General features: G+C 61.5%; 16 protein-coding genes. 5 read left to right on the top strand and 11 right to left on the bottom strand.

The window, feature by feature from the left end; genetic code table 11:
• Positions 1 to 11 precede the first annotated feature (11 nt).
• Positions 12 to 1997 carry a bifunctional 2',3'-cyclic-nucleotide 2'-phosphodiesterase/3'-nucleotidase gene (locus tag ACST81_RS16795; protein ID WP_438749300.1) on the bottom strand — a complete coding sequence of 662 codons (1986 nt, stop codon included), beginning with the start codon at positions 1995 to 1997 and terminating at the stop codon, positions 12 to 14.
• A 209-nt stretch (positions 1998 to 2206) separates the two neighbouring features.
• Here ACST81_RS16795 and rarD point away from each other — a divergent pair, with 209 nt between their 5' ends.
• Positions 2207 to 3145, top strand: coding sequence for an EamA family transporter RarD (gene rarD, locus ACST81_RS16790; protein ID WP_438749299.1), 939 nt, complete (start codon positions 2207 to 2209; stop codon positions 3143 to 3145).
• Positions 3146 to 3154: 9 nt separating this feature from the next.
• Here rarD and ACST81_RS16785 read toward each other — a convergent pair whose 3' ends face one another.
• Positions 3155 to 3391: a CopG family ribbon-helix-helix protein gene (locus ACST81_RS16785; RefSeq protein WP_438749298.1), complete on the bottom strand. Its 237-nt coding sequence runs from the start codon at positions 3389 to 3391 to the stop codon at positions 3155 to 3157.
• An 86-nt stretch (positions 3392 to 3477) separates the two neighbouring features.
• On the bottom strand, positions 3478 to 4098 hold the full coding sequence (locus ACST81_RS16780; protein WP_438749297.1) for a TIGR00730 family Rossman fold protein: 621 nt from the start codon (positions 4096 to 4098) through the stop codon (positions 3478 to 3480).
• 259 nt (positions 4099 to 4357) lie between these two features.
• Here ACST81_RS16780 and ACST81_RS16775 point away from each other — a divergent pair, with 259 nt between their 5' ends.
• The 4 genes from ACST81_RS16775 (at position 4358) to pssA (ending at position 10218) form a co-directional block, all read left to right on the top strand.
• On the top strand, positions 4358 to 6394 hold the full coding sequence (locus tag ACST81_RS16775; protein ID WP_438749296.1) for a LysM peptidoglycan-binding domain-containing protein: 2037 nt from the start codon (positions 4358 to 4360) through the stop codon (positions 6392 to 6394).
• 116 nt (positions 6395 to 6510) lie between these two features.
• On the top strand, positions 6511 to 8397 hold the full coding sequence (locus tag ACST81_RS16770; protein ID WP_438749294.1) for an ABCB family ABC transporter ATP-binding protein/permease: 1887 nt from the start codon (positions 6511 to 6513) through the stop codon (positions 8395 to 8397).
• Positions 8398 to 8635: 238 nt separating this feature from the next.
• Entirely contained in the window at positions 8636 to 9334 is a 699-nt protein-coding gene (locus ACST81_RS16765) for a phosphatidylserine decarboxylase (protein WP_438749293.1), read from the top strand.
• A 32-nt stretch (positions 9335 to 9366) separates the two neighbouring features.
• A complete protein-coding gene (gene pssA / locus ACST81_RS16760) occupies positions 9367 to 10218 on the top strand; it encodes a CDP-diacylglycerol--serine O-phosphatidyltransferase (RefSeq protein ID WP_438749292.1) in 852 nt (283 codons plus the stop codon).
• A gap of 69 nt (positions 10219 to 10287) precedes the next feature.
• Here the strand turns inward: pssA and ACST81_RS16755 are convergent, their stop codons facing one another.
• The 8 genes from ACST81_RS16755 to ACST81_RS16720 all read right to left on the bottom strand — a co-directional run bounded on the left by ACST81_RS16755 (position 10288) and on the right by ACST81_RS16720 (position 17632).
• Positions 10288 to 11028, bottom strand: coding sequence for an SDR family NAD(P)-dependent oxidoreductase (locus ACST81_RS16755; RefSeq protein WP_438749290.1), 741 nt, complete (start codon positions 11026 to 11028; stop codon positions 10288 to 10290).
• A 178-nt stretch (positions 11029 to 11206) separates the two neighbouring features.
• Positions 11207 to 12697 carry an amidophosphoribosyltransferase gene (purF, locus tag ACST81_RS16750; RefSeq protein WP_438749289.1) on the bottom strand — a complete coding sequence of 497 codons (1491 nt, stop codon included), beginning with the start codon at positions 12695 to 12697 and terminating at the stop codon, positions 11207 to 11209.
• 154 nt (positions 12698 to 12851) lie between these two features.
• Entirely contained in the window at positions 12852 to 13466 is a 615-nt protein-coding gene (locus tag ACST81_RS16745; protein WP_438749287.1) for a CvpA family protein, read from the bottom strand.
• A 195-nt stretch (positions 13467 to 13661) separates the two neighbouring features.
• Positions 13662 to 15065 carry a DNA repair protein RadA gene (radA, locus tag ACST81_RS16740; RefSeq protein ID WP_438749286.1) on the bottom strand — a complete coding sequence of 468 codons (1404 nt, stop codon included), beginning with the start codon at positions 15063 to 15065 and terminating at the stop codon, positions 13662 to 13664.
• Complete coding sequence (locus tag ACST81_RS16735) at positions 15065 to 15379, bottom strand: type II toxin-antitoxin system RelE/ParE family toxin (RefSeq protein ID WP_438749285.1); 315 nt, start codon at positions 15377 to 15379, stop codon at positions 15065 to 15067. The genes radA and ACST81_RS16735 overlap by 1 nt, the downstream gene beginning before the upstream one ends.
• Positions 15376 to 15642, bottom strand: coding sequence for a type II toxin-antitoxin system ParD family antitoxin (locus ACST81_RS16730; protein WP_438749283.1), 267 nt, complete (start codon positions 15640 to 15642; stop codon positions 15376 to 15378). Before ACST81_RS16730 ends, ACST81_RS16735 begins: the two co-directional genes overlap by 4 nt.
• A 54-nt stretch (positions 15643 to 15696) precedes the next feature.
• On the bottom strand, positions 15697 to 16857 hold the full coding sequence (alr, locus tag ACST81_RS16725) for an alanine racemase (protein WP_438749282.1): 1161 nt from the start codon (positions 16855 to 16857) through the stop codon (positions 15697 to 15699).
• A gap of 130 nt (positions 16858 to 16987) precedes the next feature.
• Positions 16988 to 17632, bottom strand: coding sequence for a TerC family protein (locus ACST81_RS16720; protein WP_438749281.1), 645 nt, complete (start codon positions 17630 to 17632; stop codon positions 16988 to 16990).
• Between the last annotated feature and the right edge of the window lie 135 nt (positions 17633 to 17767).

The following is a 17767-nucleotide window of genomic DNA, read 5'->3' as shown; positions in this document are numbered from 1 at the left end:
GCAATCCTCGGCTACAACACCAACCTGAACTTCGCAAACCCATCCGCCCCATCGCCGGCATCCTCGATCTTGACGCCCTTCACGTCGGCGATCAGGCCGCGCGCCTTCGGACCGCTTTCGAAGATGGCGGTCGCACCTTCGATCGGCTTGAAGCTCCAGTTGCCGTCGGCCGATGGATTGATGGTCCCCTCTGAGATGATGTAGCGGACGATGACGTCGCGGTTGGTGTCGGGGGCGGCGAAGACCACCTTGTCGCTGGCGATCTCCGGGAATTTGCCGCCGCCGCCGGCGCGGTAGTTGTTGGAGGCGACGACGAATTTCCGGGCGGGATCGATCGGCTTGCCGTCGAAAGACAGGTTCTGGATGCGGTTGGAATCGGGGTTTACGGCATTGCCGTCGGCATCGTATTTGGCCGGTTGGGAAAGGTCGATCTGGTAGGTGACGCCGTCGATTATGTCGAAATTGTAGGAGGGGAAGCCGGCATTGAGCAGCGGCACGTCCTTGGCGCCGGGCTCGACCGTGTTGAACATCCCTGCCGACATTTCCAGCCAGTTCTTGACCTGCGCCCCGGTGATGACGACCGCCTGGACCGTGTTCGGATAGAGATAGAGGTCGGCGACGTTCTTGATGGCGATGTCGCCGGTCGGCACGTCGGTGTAATAATCCGCGCCGCCGCGTCCGCCCGCCTTGAAGGGAGCCGCCGCCGAAAGCACGGGCAGGTCCTTGTACTCTGTGTCTTTCAGCATGTCCTTGATGTACCAGGTCTGCGCATTGGAGACGATCTGCACCGAGGGATCGTCGGCCACCAGCGCGAAATAGGAATAGAGCGGCGCCGAGGTCTTGCCGACCGGCGTGCGGACATAGGCGAGCGTCGCTTCGTGTTCGGCGGAGGCGGCGGCCAGCACGTCGGCGCGATCCGGCACGTCCGCCACCACCTTCTTGTCCTCGCGGTGATAGATCGGCCGCGCCTCGGTGGTGAAATCGACGATCTTCCAGCTGTTGCCGTCCTTTTCGAGCAGAAGGTCGATCAGGCCGAGATGCGAGCCCCAGAAGCCACCCATGACCGCCGGTTTGCCAAGCAGCGTCCCCTTGACGGGATCGACACCCTCGATGCCGTCGAAACTCTTCGGGCCGGGGAAGACCAGATGCTGATGGCCGGTAAAGACCGCATCGATGCCTTCGACACCGGCGAGGTAGAGCGAGGCATTTTCCATGCGCTCGCTCTGGCCGGAACCGTCGATGCCGGAATGGGACAGCGCGATGATGATGTCGGTGCCCGCCTCCTTCATGACGGGCACCCAGGCCTTGGCCGCTTCGACGATATCCCGCGTCTGCGCCTTGCCCTCGAGGTTCTTGATATCCCAGAGCATGATCTGCGGGGGAACAAAGCCGATAATGCCGATCCTCAGTTCGCTGGCCGCTCCCGTACCATCCGTGATCGTCTTTTCAACGATCGTGTAGGGCTTGAAGAACAGGTCGTCATCCTTCGGATTGGAGGCGAGTTGACCCTTCGTCAGGTTGGCGCAGACGTAAGGGAAGTTGGCGCCCGAAAGCACCTTGAACATATAATCGAGGCCATAGTTGAATTCGTGATTGCCGAGCGTTCCGGCCTCGTAGCCGAGAACGTTCATGGCCTTGATGACCGGATGGACGCCGCCTTCCTTCATGCCGTGCTGATAGGCCATGTAATCGCCCATCGGGTTGCCCTGCAGGAAATCGCCGTTGTCGACGAGGAACGAATTGCCAGCCTCGGCGCGGATGGCGTCGACGATCGAGGCGGTGCGGGCGAGACCCAGCGTGTCGTTGGGCTTGTCGCCGTAATAGTCGTAAGGGAAGACGTGGACGTGGATATCGGTCGTTTCCATGATCCGCAGATGCGCCTGGTTGGCGGCCGCGCGGGCGGCGAATGGATGCAGGAGAACGAGGGCGGAGGTGGCTGCGGCGCCGCTCAGGAAGGCGCGGCGGCTGATCGGGTGGAGCGCGAGCATGGAGGACATGTGGTTTCCCTTTGTCTGGCCTGTCTTTTCCCGGGTTCAAACCTAAGGTGCCAATCGCGGAATTGCACCCCGCAAAATCTGACATTTTCGATCTTCCCGCCAAAGGCTGCTGTCAGCGTTTCTGCAGCAAGGTTCACGGAAATGAATTGGTTGATCACCGGTCTTTGGAGTAGGACGGCCGAACGATAAAAATATGACGGGATAACGCCATGGCGGATGAAAAACAGGTGCCTGCGGTGCAAAATGGCGATTCGCCTCGCGGCTTTGCTTTCGCCTTGGCGGCTTATCTGCTCTGGGGGTTCCTGCCGTTCTTCATGAAGGCCGTCGCCCATATCCCGGCGTTCGAGGTTGTGGCGCATCGCATTGTCTGGTCGGTTCCTCTCGCCGGCGCCATCCTGATCTGGCTTGGGCGCACCGGCGACGTGAAGGCCGCGCTGCGCTCGCCGCGCATGCTGAAGATGGCGACGCTGACCGCGATTTTGATCACCGTCAATTGGGGCATCTATGTCTGGGCGATCGGTGCCGGACGGGCGCTGGAAACGGCGCTCGGCTACTATATCAACCCGCTCTTTTCGATCTTCCTCGGTGCGGTCCTGCTCAAGGAAAAGCTCAATCCGGCCCAGATCGTCGCCATTGGCCTGGCCGCCGTCGCCGTCGTCGTGCTTGCCTTCGATGCCGGCGGCCTGCCTTGGGTGTCGATCGGGCTGGCGCTGTCCTGGGGGCTCTATGCCTTCTTCCGCAAGACCTTGCCGGTCGGACCGAACCAGGGTTTCTTCCTCGAAGTCCTGCTGCTGAGCGTGCCCGCGCTCGGCTATATCGTTTATCTGGAAGTCACGGGGCAGGGGCATTTCGGCGACACCGGCTTTGCTGATGTTCTCTGGCTGATGGCCTGCGGTATCGTCACCGCCATCCCGTTGATGATCTATGCCAACGGCGCCAAGCTGCTGCGGCTTTCGACCATCGGCATCATGCAATACATCGCCCCGACGATGATCTTCATCATCGCCGTCTTCGTCTTCCACGAGCCCTTCGGCACATCGAAGCTGATCGCCTTCATCCTGATCTGGGTAGCGCTCGCGGTCTATTCAACCTCGATGATCATGGAAAGCCGCGCCCGCCGAGCCGAGATGCCGAAGCCGGCGGAATAAAAGGCCGTTTTACGGTTGGCCGTATTTGTTGAGCACTGCCGCGATTTCATCGGGATTGGCAAAGGCGCCGTTGTCGGCGTCGTCGATGCCTTCCTCGACCCCGGCAATCCACTTTTCCTGCCAAGCGAGCGAACGACCATGCGACAGCGCATCCTCAATGATGCGCTCCCGTGTCAAGGTCGAGCGAGCAGCCAGCCGGTCGATGCGGCGGCTAAGGTCTTCGGAAATGCGGTTCTTGCTGTCCATGGGAGATACCCTGTCAACACTGGAAACAACATTATCGCGTGAGCGCTTGCCGATCAATCCCGCCAACCGTGGCCGACGAAGCTGCCTCAGAGCTTGGCAATGATGCCGTCGTCGCCGTCGCGGTCGACCTGGCTGGCCCAATGGGCGAGCAGGGCCGGCACGATTTCTTCCGGCTGGTCGATGACGATCGGCTGGACGAGATGGGCGGTGTGGATGAAACCTGAATCGGCCATGTGGCGGATCAGCTTCATCAACGGATCCCAGAAGCCATCGATATTGGCGAGCACGATCGGCTTGCGGTGGCGGCCCAGTTGCGCCCAGGTCATCACTTCGATGATTTCCTCCAGCGTGCCGATGCCGCCGGGCAGGGTGACGAAGGCATCGGAACGTTCGAACATCTTGTGCTTGCGGTCGTGCATATCCGGCGTGACGATCAGTTCGCTGAGCTGGCCCAGCGAGTGACGCGTCGCCTCCATATCCATCAGGAATTCTGGTATGATGCCGGTGACGCGGCCACCCCCCGAGAGCACGCTGCTGGCGACAGCGCCCATGATGCCCTTGGTGCCGCCGCCATAGACGAGGCGAAGATGATTCTCGGCAATGGATTTGCCAAGAATCCGGCCAGCGTCCATGTAGGACTGGTCACGTCCGGGCTGTGAGCCGCAATAGACGCAGATGGATCGAATCGGGATATTTTTCTCATTCATGGTCCAAAGAGACATCGCACTGCAACAGGCGTCAAGAAAAATGACGGGAAACAGGGAAGCGACAGTGCCGGAACAGGTGGCAATGCTTGTGTAAAGCGCTGGAAATCGTTAGCAATTTCAGGATTGGACTGACGCTTTCTGCGTGTCTCCGGCCCCGGGGGAAAGAATACGGGACGTGAGCGCGCATGCAGGGCTTGGGGAAAGCCGTTCCTTTGCGTTCATGTCGGGCGCTGACGGCTTGGGGCCATTGGAGATGTGCATGATGAAGAACAAGGCCGGCTGGGTGGCCCTTATCGTCCTGGCAATTGCATCGCTGCTGATGATTTTCGTTGTCATGCCGAATATCCAGGGCAAGAAGGATACCGTGACCGCCGAGACACCGGCGCAGGACGAAGCCAAGCCCGCCGGCGCGACGGCCGATGCAAAGGGTGCGCGTCCGACAGCTGAAGGCGATGCGGCCAAGCAGGCGGAAATGCCGGCGGCCACGACATCGCAGACGGCCACCGATGCAAAGCCGGCCGATACCCAGAACGCCGACGCAAAGCCGGTCGATCCGACAGCCGACTGGACCGTGCCGGGTTTCGACGTCCTGCGCGTCGAACCGGATGGCTCGACGGTCATTGCCGGACGGGCCCAGCCGAACACGAAGCTCGAAATCGTCAACGGCGACATGGTTGTCGGTACGGCGGATGTTGGCGCGACCGGCGATTTCGCCGCGATCTTCGACAAGCCGCTGGCGGCCGGCGATTACCAGCTGACACTGCGCAGCGTCGGCGAGAACGGTGCCATCAAGTCGTCCGAGGAAGTGGCCACTGTCTCGATCCCGAAAGACAAGGCCGGCGAACTGCTCGCGATGGTTTCCAAGCCCGGCGAAGCCAGCCGCATCATCACCACGCCGGAAGGCGAAACGGCCAAGAAGCCGGCCGACACTGACGCGCAGCCGGCCACGGGTGAGGTCGCCAGGACCGAACCCGCTGCGGATGCATCGGCCACCGCGACCGATACGGCAAAGACCGCCGATACGGCCACCATGCCTGCGGATACGACAGAAAAGCCAGCCGATACCGCCGCAGCGACGCAGGCCCAGGCGACCACCGAGGGCGATGCCGCAACCGTCAAGCCGGCCGCCAGCGGCGCATCCGCCGTTGCTGTCTCGGCCGTAGAGATCGAGGGCAAGAAAATCTTCGTCGCCGGCAACGCCAGGGCCGGTGCGCTCGTCCGCATTTATGCTGACGATGCGTTGGTCGGTGAAGCAAAGGCGGATGAGCAGGGTCGTTTCGTCGTCGATGGAACGATCGACCTTTCGGTCGGCAATCACACGATCCGTGCCGACGTGATGGGCGCCGATGGCAACAAGGTGGAAGTGCGGGCTGCTGTTCCGTTCGATCGTCCTGCCGGCGAGCAGGTAGCGGCTGTCGCGCAGAGCAATGCCCAAGGTACCGTCGCACCGTTCGATGGCGGCAGTTTCGATGGCCTGCGCCTGGAGGCTGGCAAGGCGCTTGGCCTGCTCAAGGGCCTGTTTGCCGATGGCAAGGTTCCGTCTGTCGAACAACTGGCTGCCGCGCGTTCGGCAACCGAGATCGCGCTGAACTCGCTTGCCGATTTCAAGGTGGCCGATAATCTCGACCAGAGCGTCAGGGAAATGGCCGGCAAGACCTCGAAAGCTGCTGCCGATGCACTTGCATTGCTGAAGTCGCTGCCGAAGGACGCAGACAGCGTGTCCGCCGCCCTCGGCAAGGTCGAGACGGCAGTCGGTTCGGCCCTGATGCCGCGCACCGATGGCAACGGCGGCAATGCGGTTGCCACCGAAACGACGACGCCGGCTCCGGCCACGGCGACGGACAATGCAGTAGCGGCGGCGACCCCGTCCGAAGGTCAGGACGCAGAGCCTGCGCCGGCCACGGAAACCGCCGAGAAGCCTGCCGCTGAGTCAACCGCTCAATCCGTAATGCCGGCCGCCCAGCCGGAGGCTGCCGCAACGGCGGCCGACAATGGAGCTGCAACGGCCACCCCGGCAACGGGTCAAGCGGCGGCCGAGCCGGAGACAGTTCAGCAGGCGCCGCTGCAGCAGAGCAAGACGTCGGTTATCATTCGCCGCGGCGATACGCTCTGGCAGATTTCCCGTCGGGTCTACGGCGCCGGTGTCCGCTACACGACGATCTATCTGGCCAACGAGGACCAGATCACCGATCCGGACCGCATCCTGCCCGGCCAGATCTTCGGTGTGCCGGACACCGCGATGCCGGAAGCCGAATCGGAAGAGATGCACCGCAAGCATATGAAGCATCTGCCCTGACGGCTTTTTGTCCGGCGCTCCATTGCGGCGGGCACCTATGAGGCCTATCTGAAACACCAAGCGGCGCCTCCCGGGGCGCCGTTTTTGATTGGAATTCGGCTAAGACGGGGACAGACGTGGCAGCGCAGAAGAAGACGGTATCGGCGGACGCAGGCAATCCGCTGCAGACGATCATCAACCTATGGCCCTATATGTGGCCGAACGACCGCGCCGACTTGAAGATGCGCGTTGTCTGGGCGACGGTCATCCTGCTCGTGGCCAAGGTCGTGCTGCTGCTCGTTCCTTATTTCTTCAAATGGTCGACGGATGCGCTGAACGGCAAGGCCGATCTCGTCGGCGCGCTGCCGGCGCTCTTCACCGGTGCTGTCATGCTGGTTCTGGCTTACAATCTGGCGCGCCTGCTGCAGGCGGGGCTGAACCAGTTGCGCGATGCGCTGTTTGCCAGCGTCGGACAGCATGCGGTGCGTCAGCTTGCCTATCGCACCTTCGTTCATATGCACCAGCTTTCCCTGCGCTTCCATCTGGAACGGCGCACCGGCGGCCTGTCGCGTATCATCGAGCGCGGCACCAAGGGCATCGAGACGATCGTCCGCTTCACCATCCTCAACACCGTCCCGACGCTGATCGAGTTCCTGCTGACGGCGATCATCTTCTGGTGGGGCTATGGCTTCAGCTATCTGCTCATCACCGCCGTCACCGTGGTCATCTACATCTGGTTCACCATCAAGGCGAGCGACTGGCGCATCGGTATCCGCCGCGCCATGAACGACAGCGATACCGACGCCAATACCAAGGCGATCGATTCCCTCCTGAATTTCGAGACCGTCAAATATTTCGGCAACGAAGAGATGGAGGCGAAGCGCTTCGATCAGTCGATGGAGCGCTACGAGCGCTCGGCGACGCAGGTCTGGACCTCGCTCGGCTGGCTGAACTTCGGCCAGGCCCTCATCTTCGGCGCCGGTACGGCGATCATGATGGTCATGTCGGCCATGGCCGTGCAGCGTGGCGAACAGACGCTCGGCGATTTCGTCTTCATCAACGCCATGCTGATGCAGCTTTCCATCCCGCTCAATTTCATAGGCTTCGTCTACCGCGAAATCCGCCAGGGCCTGACGGATATCGAGCAGATGTTCGACCTGCTTGAGGTCGAGGCGGAGGTCACTGACAGCCCGGATGCGGTGGAACTGGCGATCGACAAGGGCGCGATTGCCTTCAAGGACGTGCACTTCGCCTATGACCCCGCCCGGCCGATCCTGAAGGGCATCACCTTCGACGTTCCGGCCGGCAAGACCGTCGCTGTCGTCGGTCCCTCCGGCGCCGGCAAGTCGACGTTGTCGCGGCTGCTCTATCGCTTCTATGATGTCCAGGAAGGCGCGATCACCATCGATGGCCAGGATGTTCGCGGCGTGAAACAGAAATCGCTGCGCGCCGTCATCGGCATGGTGCCGCAGGATACGGTGCTGTTCAACGATACCATCGCCTATAACATCCGCTATGGACGCACGTCGGCCACGCAGGCCGAGGTCGAGACGGCGGCCGATATCGCGCAGATCGGCGGCTTCATCGAGAGCCTGCCGGAAGGCTATAATGCCATGGTCGGCGAGCGCGGCCTGAAACTGTCCGGCGGCGAGAAGCAGCGTGTTGCGATCGCGCGAACCGTGCTCAAGAACCCGCCCATCCTGATCCTCGACGAGGCGACCTCGGCGCTCGATACCCACACCGAGCAGGAAATCCAGGCGGCGCTCGATATCGTATCGCAAAATCGCACGACGCTGGTCATCGCCCACCGACTTTCAACAGTCATCCATGCCGACGAGATCATCGTTCTCAAGGACGGCGGCATCGCCGAGCGCGGCACGCATGGGGAACTTATCGACCGCGACGGCCTTTACGCTTCCATGTGGAACCGCCAGCGCGAAGCGACGCAGGCCGAGGAGACATTGAAGAAGGTACGAGAAAGCGACGATCTCGGCGTGGTGACGCGCGGTCCGGCAGCGGTGTGAGGGGAAGTGAATAGTGAATAGTGAATAGTGAATAGTGAATAGATATTGCCATCCCCTGCGATACCTCTCGTTCACTAGCCACTAGCCACTAGCCACTAGCCACTAGCCACTAGCCACTAGCCACTAGCCACTAGCCACTAGCCACTAGCCACTACCCACTACCCACTACCCACTACCATTGCCCGACCCGGCGTTTCGCTGTACGTGCTGTTGCAAGAAAATTTGGAGAGATGAATTCATGAGCTTGATCAATACGGTGCGCAAAACGCTGGTTCCGGTGCACAAGGAAGGGTATCCCTTCATCGCCGGTTTCTTCGTCGTTTCGCTGGTCCTCGGTTTCCTCTGGGAGCCGTTGATGTGGATCGGCTTTGTTCTCACCGCATGGTGCGCCTATTTCTTTCGTGACCCCGAGCGTATGACGCCACTGGACGACGATCTGGTGATCAGCCCGGCCGATGGCCGCGTCTCGTCGATCGCGCTGATGACGCCGCCGGAAGAACTCGGGCTCGGCGATACGCCCATGCTGCGTATTACCGTGTTCATGAATGTCTTCAATTGCCATGTGAACCGTTCGCCGATGCGCGGCACGATCCGCCGCATCGCCTATCGCGCCGGCAAGTTCGTCAATGCCGAACTCGACAAGGCAAGCCATGAAAACGAGCGCAACGGTCTGGCGATCGAAACCGCGCATGGCACGATCGGTGTCGTCCAGATCGCCGGTCTCGTTGCTCGCCGTATCGTCTGCTGGTCACAGGAAAGCGATACGCTTCAGCCGGGCGAACGCTTCGGCCTCATCCGCTTCGGATCCCGGCTGGATGTCTTCCTGCCGGCTGGAGCGGCCCCTCGGGTGAGCCTTGGCCAGACGGCGATCGCCGGTGAAACGGTTCTGGCCGAATTCGGTTCGCCAAAAGGCCCGGTCATCAGCCGTCGCGGTTGATGGCAGCAGGCAAACAGGAACAGGAGCACGCCATGGAAACGCCCTTTCCGTCTTTTGAACCGAATGGCCCGAACGACGAGGCGCGTGGTCCCCGCCTGCGGGAAATCCCGTTGCGGCTGATCGTGCCCAACCTGATCACCGTGCTTGCCATCTGCGCCGGGCTGTCCGGCGTGCGTCTTGCCTTCGAAAACCGCTTCGAACTGGCCGTCGGCATGGTTCTGGTCGCGGCTTTTCTCGATGGCATCGACGGCCGCGTCGCCCGCCTGATGAAGGCCACCTCGAAATTCGGTGCGCAGATGGATTCGCTCGCTGACATCGTCAATTTCGGCGTCGCCCCGGCACTGGTGCTCTACGCTTTCGTTCTCGATCAGGCCCGTTCGCTCGGCTGGATCGCTGCCTTGATCTACGTCATCGCCGCCGGCCTCAGGCTTGCCCGTTTCAACGTGATGGCCGAACGCGAGGTCAAGGCCAGCTGGCAATCGGAATATTTCGTCGGCGTACCGGCACCGGCCGGCGCCATGCTGGTGCTGCTGCCGATGTATCTCGGGCTCCTGGGCATGGCTCCCGATCGGCCGATTGCGATCTTCGCCTCGGCTTACACGGTTCTGATCGCCTTCCTGCTCGTCAGCCGCCTGCCGGTCTGGTCCGGCAAGTCGGAAAATCGCGTCCGCCGCGACCTTGTTCTGCCGATCATCCTCTTCGTCGTGCTCTATGTCGCGACGCTAATGAGCTTCACTTGGGAAACCATGGTGCTGACGGCTGTCGGCTACCTGATCAGCCTGCCGTTCGGCGCGCGCAAGTGGCAAAAGAAATACGGCGACTGGCCGCTGCATCCGGATCATTTGATGACCACTGAAGACGGTCTGCCGGGCGACAAGAAATAGTTGTACCAACGCATGAAAAAGCCGCCGTGGGATATCTCGCGGCGGCTTTTCCATATCGTCGTTCGGTGATCATTCCGGTAGCCGGTAATCCACGATCCGGTTTTCGCGGACGATAAACAGCTTGCCGGTTTCCGTCTGGCCGGGGCCAACGAGCGGCAGGAGCTTGGCAGCTATTTCGGAGGGATGCGGCAGGGTTTTCGGGTCTTCGCCGGGAACGGCCTGCGCCCGCATGGCGGTACGCGTGGCGCCGGGATCGACCGAGAGGATACGTAGCGGCAGGCGCTGCGTCTCGCCGGCCCATGTGCGCGCCAAGGCTTCCACGGCGGCCTTGGAGGCGGAGTAGGGTCCCCAGAACGGCTTGCACTTGTGGGCGGCGCTGGAGGACAGGATGAGGGCGCGACCGGCATCCGACTGCTGTAGCAGTGGATCGACCGAGCGGATCAGTCGCCAGGTCGCCGTCACGTTCACCGTCATCACCTTTTCGAAGATCTTGGATTCGACATGGCCGATCGGCGAGATGATGCCGAGCACGCCGGCATTGGCAACGAGAATGTCGAGCTTGCCCCAGCGTTCGTGAATGGCGCCACCGAGCTTGTCGATTGCGGCCATGTCGGCGAGATCGAAGGGAACGAGCGTTGCCGGCAGTCCGCCCGCCTGCTTGATCGCATCGTCGAGGTCCTCAAGCCCACCGACGGTGCGGGCACAGGCAATCACCTGGGCGCCGGCCTTGGCCAGTTCCAATGCCGTGAAATAGCCGATGCCGCGGGAGGCGCCGGTGACCAGTGCTATGCGGCCCTTGAGATCGATCATGTCTGGATGGCTCCGAATGTAATGAGGCTGGCTTGCTGTGCCACATCAACGGCTCACGATGCAAGCCAAGAGGCAAAGGACGATTGTGGTCGGCAAAATGCCGCAGCCGTGAAAGAGAAAAGCGCTTCCGCCGGGAGACGGAAACGCCCTGTTTCGTTGTGCCGGCATGCGGTTCGGATCAGCCGTTGCTGGCGAGAACCGAGAGCTTCAGACCGGCCGTTTCGCCGTTCTTGTCGAGAAGACGGGTCGGATAGTCACCGGTGAAGTAGTGGTCGGTGAACTGCGGACGGGCATTGTTGCGATCCTCGCCACCGACGGCGCGGTAGAGCCCGTCGATCGTCAGGAACTCCAGCGAGTCGGCGCCGATATACTTCGCCATGGCCTTGACGTCGGCATACTGGTTGGCCAGCAGCTTGTCGGCATTCGGCGTGTCGATGCCGTAAAAGTCCGGGTAGAAGATCATCGGGCTTGCGACGCGAATGTGAACCTCCGTCGCCCCGGCATCGCGGATCATCTGGACGATCTTCAGCGAGGTCGTGCCGCGCACGATCGAATCATCGACCAGCACCACACGCTTGCCCTCGATCATCGCCCGGTTGGCGGAGTGCTTGAGCTTGACGCCGAAGGCCCGGATCTGCTGCGTCGGCTCGATGAAGGTGCGGCCGACATAATGGTTGCGGATGATGCCGTATTCAAACGGAATGCCGCTCGCCTGGGCAAAACCGAGTGCCGCCGGCGTGCCGCCGTCCGGAACCGGAACGACGACATCGGCTTCGACCGGCGATTCCTTCGCAAGATTGATGCCCATGTTCTTGCGGGCGACATAGACGCTGCGTCCGCCGACGACGGAATCGGGACGGGCGAAATAGACATATTCGAACAGGCAGAGGCGTTCCGGCTGCTGGTTGGCCGGCTTGCGGGCATCGATCTGGATCGAGCCGTCCGGCTGGGTTTCGCAGATGATGACCTCGCCGTTTTCGACGTCGCGGATATATTTCGCGCCGATAATGTCGAGAGCACAGGTTTCCGAGCAGAAGATCGGCTTGCCGTCGAGTTCGCCCATGACCAGCGGGCGGATTCCGATCGGGTCGCGTGCGGCGATCAGCTTGGTGCGGGTCATCGCCACCATGGCATAGCCGCCTTCCATCTGCCGGATGGCGTCGATGAAGCGGTCTGCGGTCGAGGAATGGCGCGAGCGGGCGATGAGGTGAAGGACGACTTCGGTGTCCGAGGTCGACTGACAGATGGCGCCGGTGGCGATGATCTGGCGGCGGAGCGTCAGGCCATTGGTGAAGTTGCCGTTATGGGCGATCGCGATGCCACCGACCTCGAGTTCAGCAAACAGCGGTTGAACGTTGCGCAGCGCCACTTCGCCGGTCGTGGAATAGCGCGTGTGGCCGATCGAGATCGAGCCGGGCAGCTTGGCCAGAACCGCAGGGTCGGTATAGTGGTCGCCGACAAGACCCATGCGCTTTTCGGTGTGGAACTGTTTGCCGTCGAAGGTGACGATACCCGCTGCTTCCTGGCCACGGTGCTGCAGGGCGTGCAGCCCGAGCGCCGTCAGGGTCGCCGCGTCCGGATGTCCCAGGATACCGAAGACACCGCATTCCTCGTGCAGCGTGTCGCCATCGATCTCGTCGTGAATCTCTGCTGCTCGCAAATGGGTCATCGCTGTTGGCCTTTGTTGTGACGGCTGAAACGCGTTTGGCATATCGTATCAGATTTTCCGTCCTTCAAGTCGATCAGACTTGAGGGTTTCACATAGCATCATTGCAAAATGGACAGGGCCCGCCGGAGCGGGCCCTCATGTCTTCCGATCGGTCTTAACCGTTGGTGCCGGCGTCGTTCGTGGCGGGCGTTTCCTCGGCCGGCGGCTGGGTGGTCGCGCCGCCCGTGCCTTCGTTGTCGCCTTCACCGGTCGTATCCTTGCCGCGCAGGCGGTCGAGGATCGTAGCATCGGCATTTTCAGGCAGAAGCGCGATCAGCTTGCCGCCAAGATTATCGAGCAGCGGCTTGGATTTCGCGGTGGTAACCCAGACCGGCTGCTGCTGCGGCGCGACCAGCCAGTTGAAGAACAGCATGGCGACGACGACGAGAAGAACGCCACGGGCGGCTCCGAACAGGAAGCCGAGCGTCCGGTCAAGCGCGCCGATGCGGCTGTCGATGATGAAATCGGCAATCCGCATGGTGATGAAGGAGATGATGATCAGCGCGATGAGGAAGATCACGCCGGCCGAGCCGATCATCGCGACTGTGTCGCTGCTGGTATAATTCTTCGCGAAGGGCAGCAGGTGAGGGTAGAGGAAATAGGCGGCAGCGGCGGCGCCGAGCCAGCTTGCAACCGACAGGACTTCCCGGGAGAAGCCGCGAACCATGGCCAGAATGGCCGAGAATAGCGCGACGCCGAGAACGATACCGTCGAGAATTGTAATGGGCATATTGTCCTACTCCGAAACCGCCTGCTGCGCCGCGTGTCCGATTGAACCCGCAAAGGACGCAGCACCCCAATTAAATGCGCGACCCCACGCCGATATTCCGCGAACCATATATCATCAAGCCGCAAGCGTCTTTCGATGGTCCATGATTGAACACTGTTTTCACCGGAATTCGCCGATGTTTAACCAGCGATTTCCTCAATCATCATCGTCTTTCTGCCGCAAGGCTCCCTTCGAGCCAGCAATGCGCGCCACCAGATCCGGCAGGCTTTCCATCTCCGCCCAGCTCATGCCGGCGCCCTTGGGCAGGTCGGCGGAAGCGGACGGCAGGACAGCCTGTGAAAAGCCGAGCTTTTCGGCTTCTTTAAGGCGCTGGGCGGTATGCGCAACCGGCCGGATGGCCCCCGACAGACTGACTTCGCCGAAATAGACGCAATCGGACGGAAGGGCAAGACCGGCAAGCGACGAAACCAGCGCGGAAGCGACGGCAAGATCGGCCGCGGGCTCGGTAATGCGATATCCGCCGGCAATGTTGAGATAGACGTCGTGCTGGCCGAGCCGGACACCACAATGGGCCTCGAGCACGGCGAGGATCATCGACAGCCGCGCCCCATCCCAGCCGACCACGGCGCGGCGCGGTGTGCCGAGCGAGGTCGGCGCCACCAGCGCCTGGACCTCGACCAGAACGGGACGGGTGCCTTCCATTCCGGCAAAGACGGCGGCGCCCGGCGATTTCGAGTTGCGCTCGCCGAGAAACAATTCGGACGGATTGGTGACTTCGCGCAGCCCCTTGTCGGACATTTCGAACACGCCGATCTCGTCGGTTGGTCCGAAGCGGTTCTTGACGGTGCGCAGGATGCGGTAGTGATGCCCCCGGTCGCCCTCGAAATAGAGAACGGCATCGACCATGTGCTCGACCACGCGCGGACCGGCGATCTGGCCTTCCTTGGTGACATGGCCGACGAGCACGATGGCCGCGCCGGTCTGCTTGGCGAAACGGATCATCGCCTGCACGCCGGTGCGCACCTGCGTCACCGTTCCCGGCGCCGAATCGACGATGTCGCTCCACAATGTCTGGATCGAATCGATGATGACGAGGTCCGGCCTCTTGCCTTCGCTCAGCGTCGCCAGGATATCCTCGACATTGGTCTCGGCGGCAAGCAGGACGTCGGTGTCGGCAGCGCCCAGCCGCTGGGCGCGCAGCCGAACCTGGGCAACGGCTTCTTCACCCGAGACATAAATGATGCGGTGACCGCGCCGCGACAGGGCGGCCGCCGCCTGCATCAGCACGGTGGACTTGCCGATGCCGGGATCGCCGCCGATCAGCACGGCCGATCCCCGCACGAAGCCGCCACCGGTCGCCCGGTCGAGTTCGGAAATGCCGGTCATGACGCGCGGCGCATCCTCGATCTCGCCCGACAGGGTGGTCAGCGCCACCGGGCGGCCCTTCTTCGGCGTCTTGCCGGGGCCGCCTCCGATGCCACCCATCGGGTCTTCCTCGACAATGGTGTTCCACTGGCCGCAGCCTTCGCATTTCCCAACCCAGCGGGGATGAACCGTGCCGCAGTTCTGGCAGATGAATTGTGTCCGGGCTTTCGCCATCAAGTATCGCTTTCAGGAAAGTCAGTGGAGGAAACGTCCTGGCGACCGTGAAGGACGCGGACGATAAGGAGATGGGAATTGGCCACCTGGAAATAGATGCAATGATTTTTATGGACGAAGGCACGCAGACCCGGGACGAAATCTTCGCGAGACACTCCCGTAAAACCTGTCTGCGCGATGGAAGCAATTTTTCGTTCGATCGACTGAATAAGTCTGTCAGCCGCAACAACATCAGTTTTGGAGATGAAATTGTAGATGCGCGCTAGATCTCGGATTGCCCTACGTGAATATCGGTACTTGCGAGAGGAGATCACCGTTCTTTTTCAGCCTCCTGCTGCACATAAGCCAACAGATCGTCGCCGTCGGAGAATTCCACGAAGTCGCCATTTTCGAGATCGTCAATCCCCTCCTGGATCAGCCTCTTCAACTCCAGGAATTTTGCCTCATCGCGCTCCAGCAACCGCAGCCCCGCCCGCACGACTTCGCTCGCATTGTTGAAGCGTCCCCGTGTGACCTGCTCGTTGATGAAAGCGTCGAAATGATCGCCGATGACAAAGGATTTCTTGGCGTTGGACATCGGAGTTCTCCATTATGTGAAGGATAGCATAGAGTAAGAACAGTTCCTACCCTATCATGCCTTGACATAAGCGCGCTCGTACCGGCTCCCGAGGCTGGTCAGCATCTCGTAGCCGATGGTTCCGCCGGCGCGGGCGACGTCGTCGACGGCGATGTTCTTGCCGAACAGTTCGATATAGTCGCCGGGACGGGCGGCATTTTCCGGCAGGTCGGTGACGTCGAACAGGGTGAGGTCCATGGTAACACGGCCGAGTTGCGGAATTTTCATGCCATGCAGGAAGCCATGGGCGCCCCCTGGAGACGCCTGGCGCAGGGTAACGCCGCCGCCGGAAAGCGAGCGGTGATAGCCATCGGCATATCCTACGGCAGCGATTGCCACGCGACTGTCGCGGGTGAACTGCGCCGAGCCGCCATAGCTTCCCGTATCCCCCTTGCGGGCATTGCGGATCACCAGAATGCGGGCCTCCGCGGTGACGACGGGCGTCATCGGGTTCGGCATGTCGTTGACGGCTTCGCCGCCATAGACCGCAATGCCCGGCCGCGTCAGGTCGAAATGGAAATCGGGTCCGAGATGGACGCCGCCCGAATTGGCAAGGCTTGATTCGACGCCTTCGAAAGCCGCCGTAACCGTTCGGAAAGATTCAAGCTGCCGGCGATTGAGCGGATGGGACGGATCGTCGGCGCAGGCGAGGTGGCTCATCACCAGGATAGGCGAGAAGCCTGCCGGGCGGGCAGGATCGTTGGCAAGCGTCAGTGCTTCCTCGACGGTCAGACCAAGCCGCTTCATGCCGGTATCAACATGGAGGACGCAAGGGTGATCGCCGCGCTCCGACAGCGTCGACATGAAGAAGGCGAGTTGTTCCTCGGAGTTGATGATTGGAATCAGGTCATTGTCGAAGAACAGGCGTTCGTTGCCGGACCACATGCCGGCGAGGATATGGATGCGGCCGTCGGGTACGAAGGAGCGAAGCGCTACGCCTTCCTCGGCATTGGCGACGAAGAAATCGCGGGCGCCAGCGCGGGAGAGCGTGCTGGCGGCTGGTTCGATGCCGATGCCATAGGCGTCGGCTTTCAACACTGCGGCCGCTCGTGCCTTGCCGGAGAGTTTGTTCATCGCCCGCCAGTTATCGGCAAGTGCGCCGAGGTCGATGGTCAGGCGGTTGGACGCAGCTTCGAAGGCGGCATCAGCGGAGGAGGGATCGTGCAAAATAGCCATGCGGAGAGAGTTACAGCCAAGCAGGTTACTCTGCAATCGTTGGCCCGTATTGTCTCCGGAAGTTCTGTCTTTCGCAGAAGGGTTATGTCGGCGGCAGTCGCCGGATTCAGTTGTGCCGCCGTTTGAATGATCAACCAAGCGCCGACATGATGACCGGTTCGACTTCCATGAAGCCTTCGTAGATCATCTTCAGCGCCACGAAGAGGATGATCGCGAGACCCAGATAGGAAATCCAGGGGTAGCGGTTGAGCAGCTTGGCGATGAACGAAGCGGCGATACCCATCAGCGCGACGGAAACGGCAAGGCCGAGGATGAGGATGTTCGGGTGTTCGCGCGCGGCACCAGCGACGGCGAGCACGTTGTCGAGCGACATCGAAACGTCGGCGATGACGATCTGTAGGGCCGCCTGCTTCAGCGTCTTGCGTGGTGCGCCCGAGCCGACCGAGCCGTCCTTGTTGAGATCCTCGCCGGTCAAGGATTCGAGACCTGCATGCTCCTCATGGGCGGCAGTGCGCAGTTCGCGCCACATCTTCCAGCAGACCCAGAGAAGCAGGATACCGCCGACCAGCAGCAGGCCGAGGATCTGCAACAGTTGCGTTGCAAGAAGGGCGAAAATGATGCGCAGGACGGTGGCGGCGGCAATTCCGATCAGGATGGCCTTGCCACGCTGCTCCTTGGGAAGTCCGGCAGCGGCGAGGCCGATGACGATGGCGTTGTCGCCCGCCAGGACAAGATCGATCGCAAGGACCTGGAGCAGCGCGATAAAAGCTTCCATGAGCGGATTTCCCTAGACTGAGATGCCGTTCGCGGCGAAACCGCCGCGATACTTTGCCTGTTTTATTTTCGATTATCCGGAAGAATGCGCATTTGCAACATGGCGCGGCAGAGCGATCGCACGGCCCGCGTGGTG

The organism is Pararhizobium sp. O133 (assembly GCF_051669845.1).
GTDB lineage: Bacteria > Pseudomonadota > Alphaproteobacteria > Rhizobiales > Rhizobiaceae > Pararhizobium.
Note: the sequence above shows the minus strand (reverse complement) of the source record. Positions and strands in the feature narration are given on the sequence as shown.

Coding starts and splice junctions, on each gene's coding strand:
- ACST81_RS16795 (WP_438749300.1), bottom strand. CDS start 1,997: ATGTCCTCCATGCTCGCGCTCCACCCGATCAGCCGCCGCGCCTTCCTG.
- purF (WP_438749289.1), bottom strand. CDS start 12,697: ATGACCCATTTGCGAGCAGCAGAGATTCACGACGAGATCGATGGCGAC.
- ACST81_RS16755 (WP_438749290.1), bottom strand. CDS start 11,028: ATGATCGATCTCAAGGGCCGCATAGCACTGGTCACCGGCGCCTCCCGC.
- ACST81_RS16780 (WP_438749297.1), bottom strand. CDS start 4,098: ATGAATGAGAAAAATATCCCGATTCGATCCATCTGCGTCTATTGCGGC.
- alr (WP_438749282.1), bottom strand. CDS start 16,857: ATGGCTATTTTGCACGATCCCTCCTCCGCTGATGCCGCCTTCGAAGCT.
- radA (WP_438749286.1), bottom strand. CDS start 15,065: ATGGCGAAAGCCCGGACACAATTCATCTGCCAGAACTGCGGCACGGTT.
- ACST81_RS16765 (WP_438749293.1), top strand. CDS start 8,636: ATGAGCTTGATCAATACGGTGCGCAAAACGCTGGTTCCGGTGCACAAG.
- ACST81_RS16785 (WP_438749298.1), bottom strand. CDS start 3,391: ATGGACAGCAAGAACCGCATTTCCGAAGACCTTAGCCGCCGCATCGAC.
- rarD (WP_438749299.1), top strand. CDS start 2,207: ATGGCGGATGAAAAACAGGTGCCTGCGGTGCAAAATGGCGATTCGCCT.
- ACST81_RS16745 (WP_438749287.1), bottom strand. CDS start 13,466: ATGCCCATTACAATTCTCGACGGTATCGTTCTCGGCGTCGCGCTATTC.
- pssA (WP_438749292.1), top strand. CDS start 9,367: ATGGAAACGCCCTTTCCGTCTTTTGAACCGAATGGCCCGAACGACGAG.
- ACST81_RS16720 (WP_438749281.1), bottom strand. CDS start 17,632: ATGGAAGCTTTTATCGCGCTGCTCCAGGTCCTTGCGATCGATCTTGTC.
- ACST81_RS16775 (WP_438749296.1), top strand. CDS start 4,358: ATGATGAAGAACAAGGCCGGCTGGGTGGCCCTTATCGTCCTGGCAATT.
- ACST81_RS16730 (WP_438749283.1), bottom strand. CDS start 15,642: ATGTCCAACGCCAAGAAATCCTTTGTCATCGGCGATCATTTCGACGCT.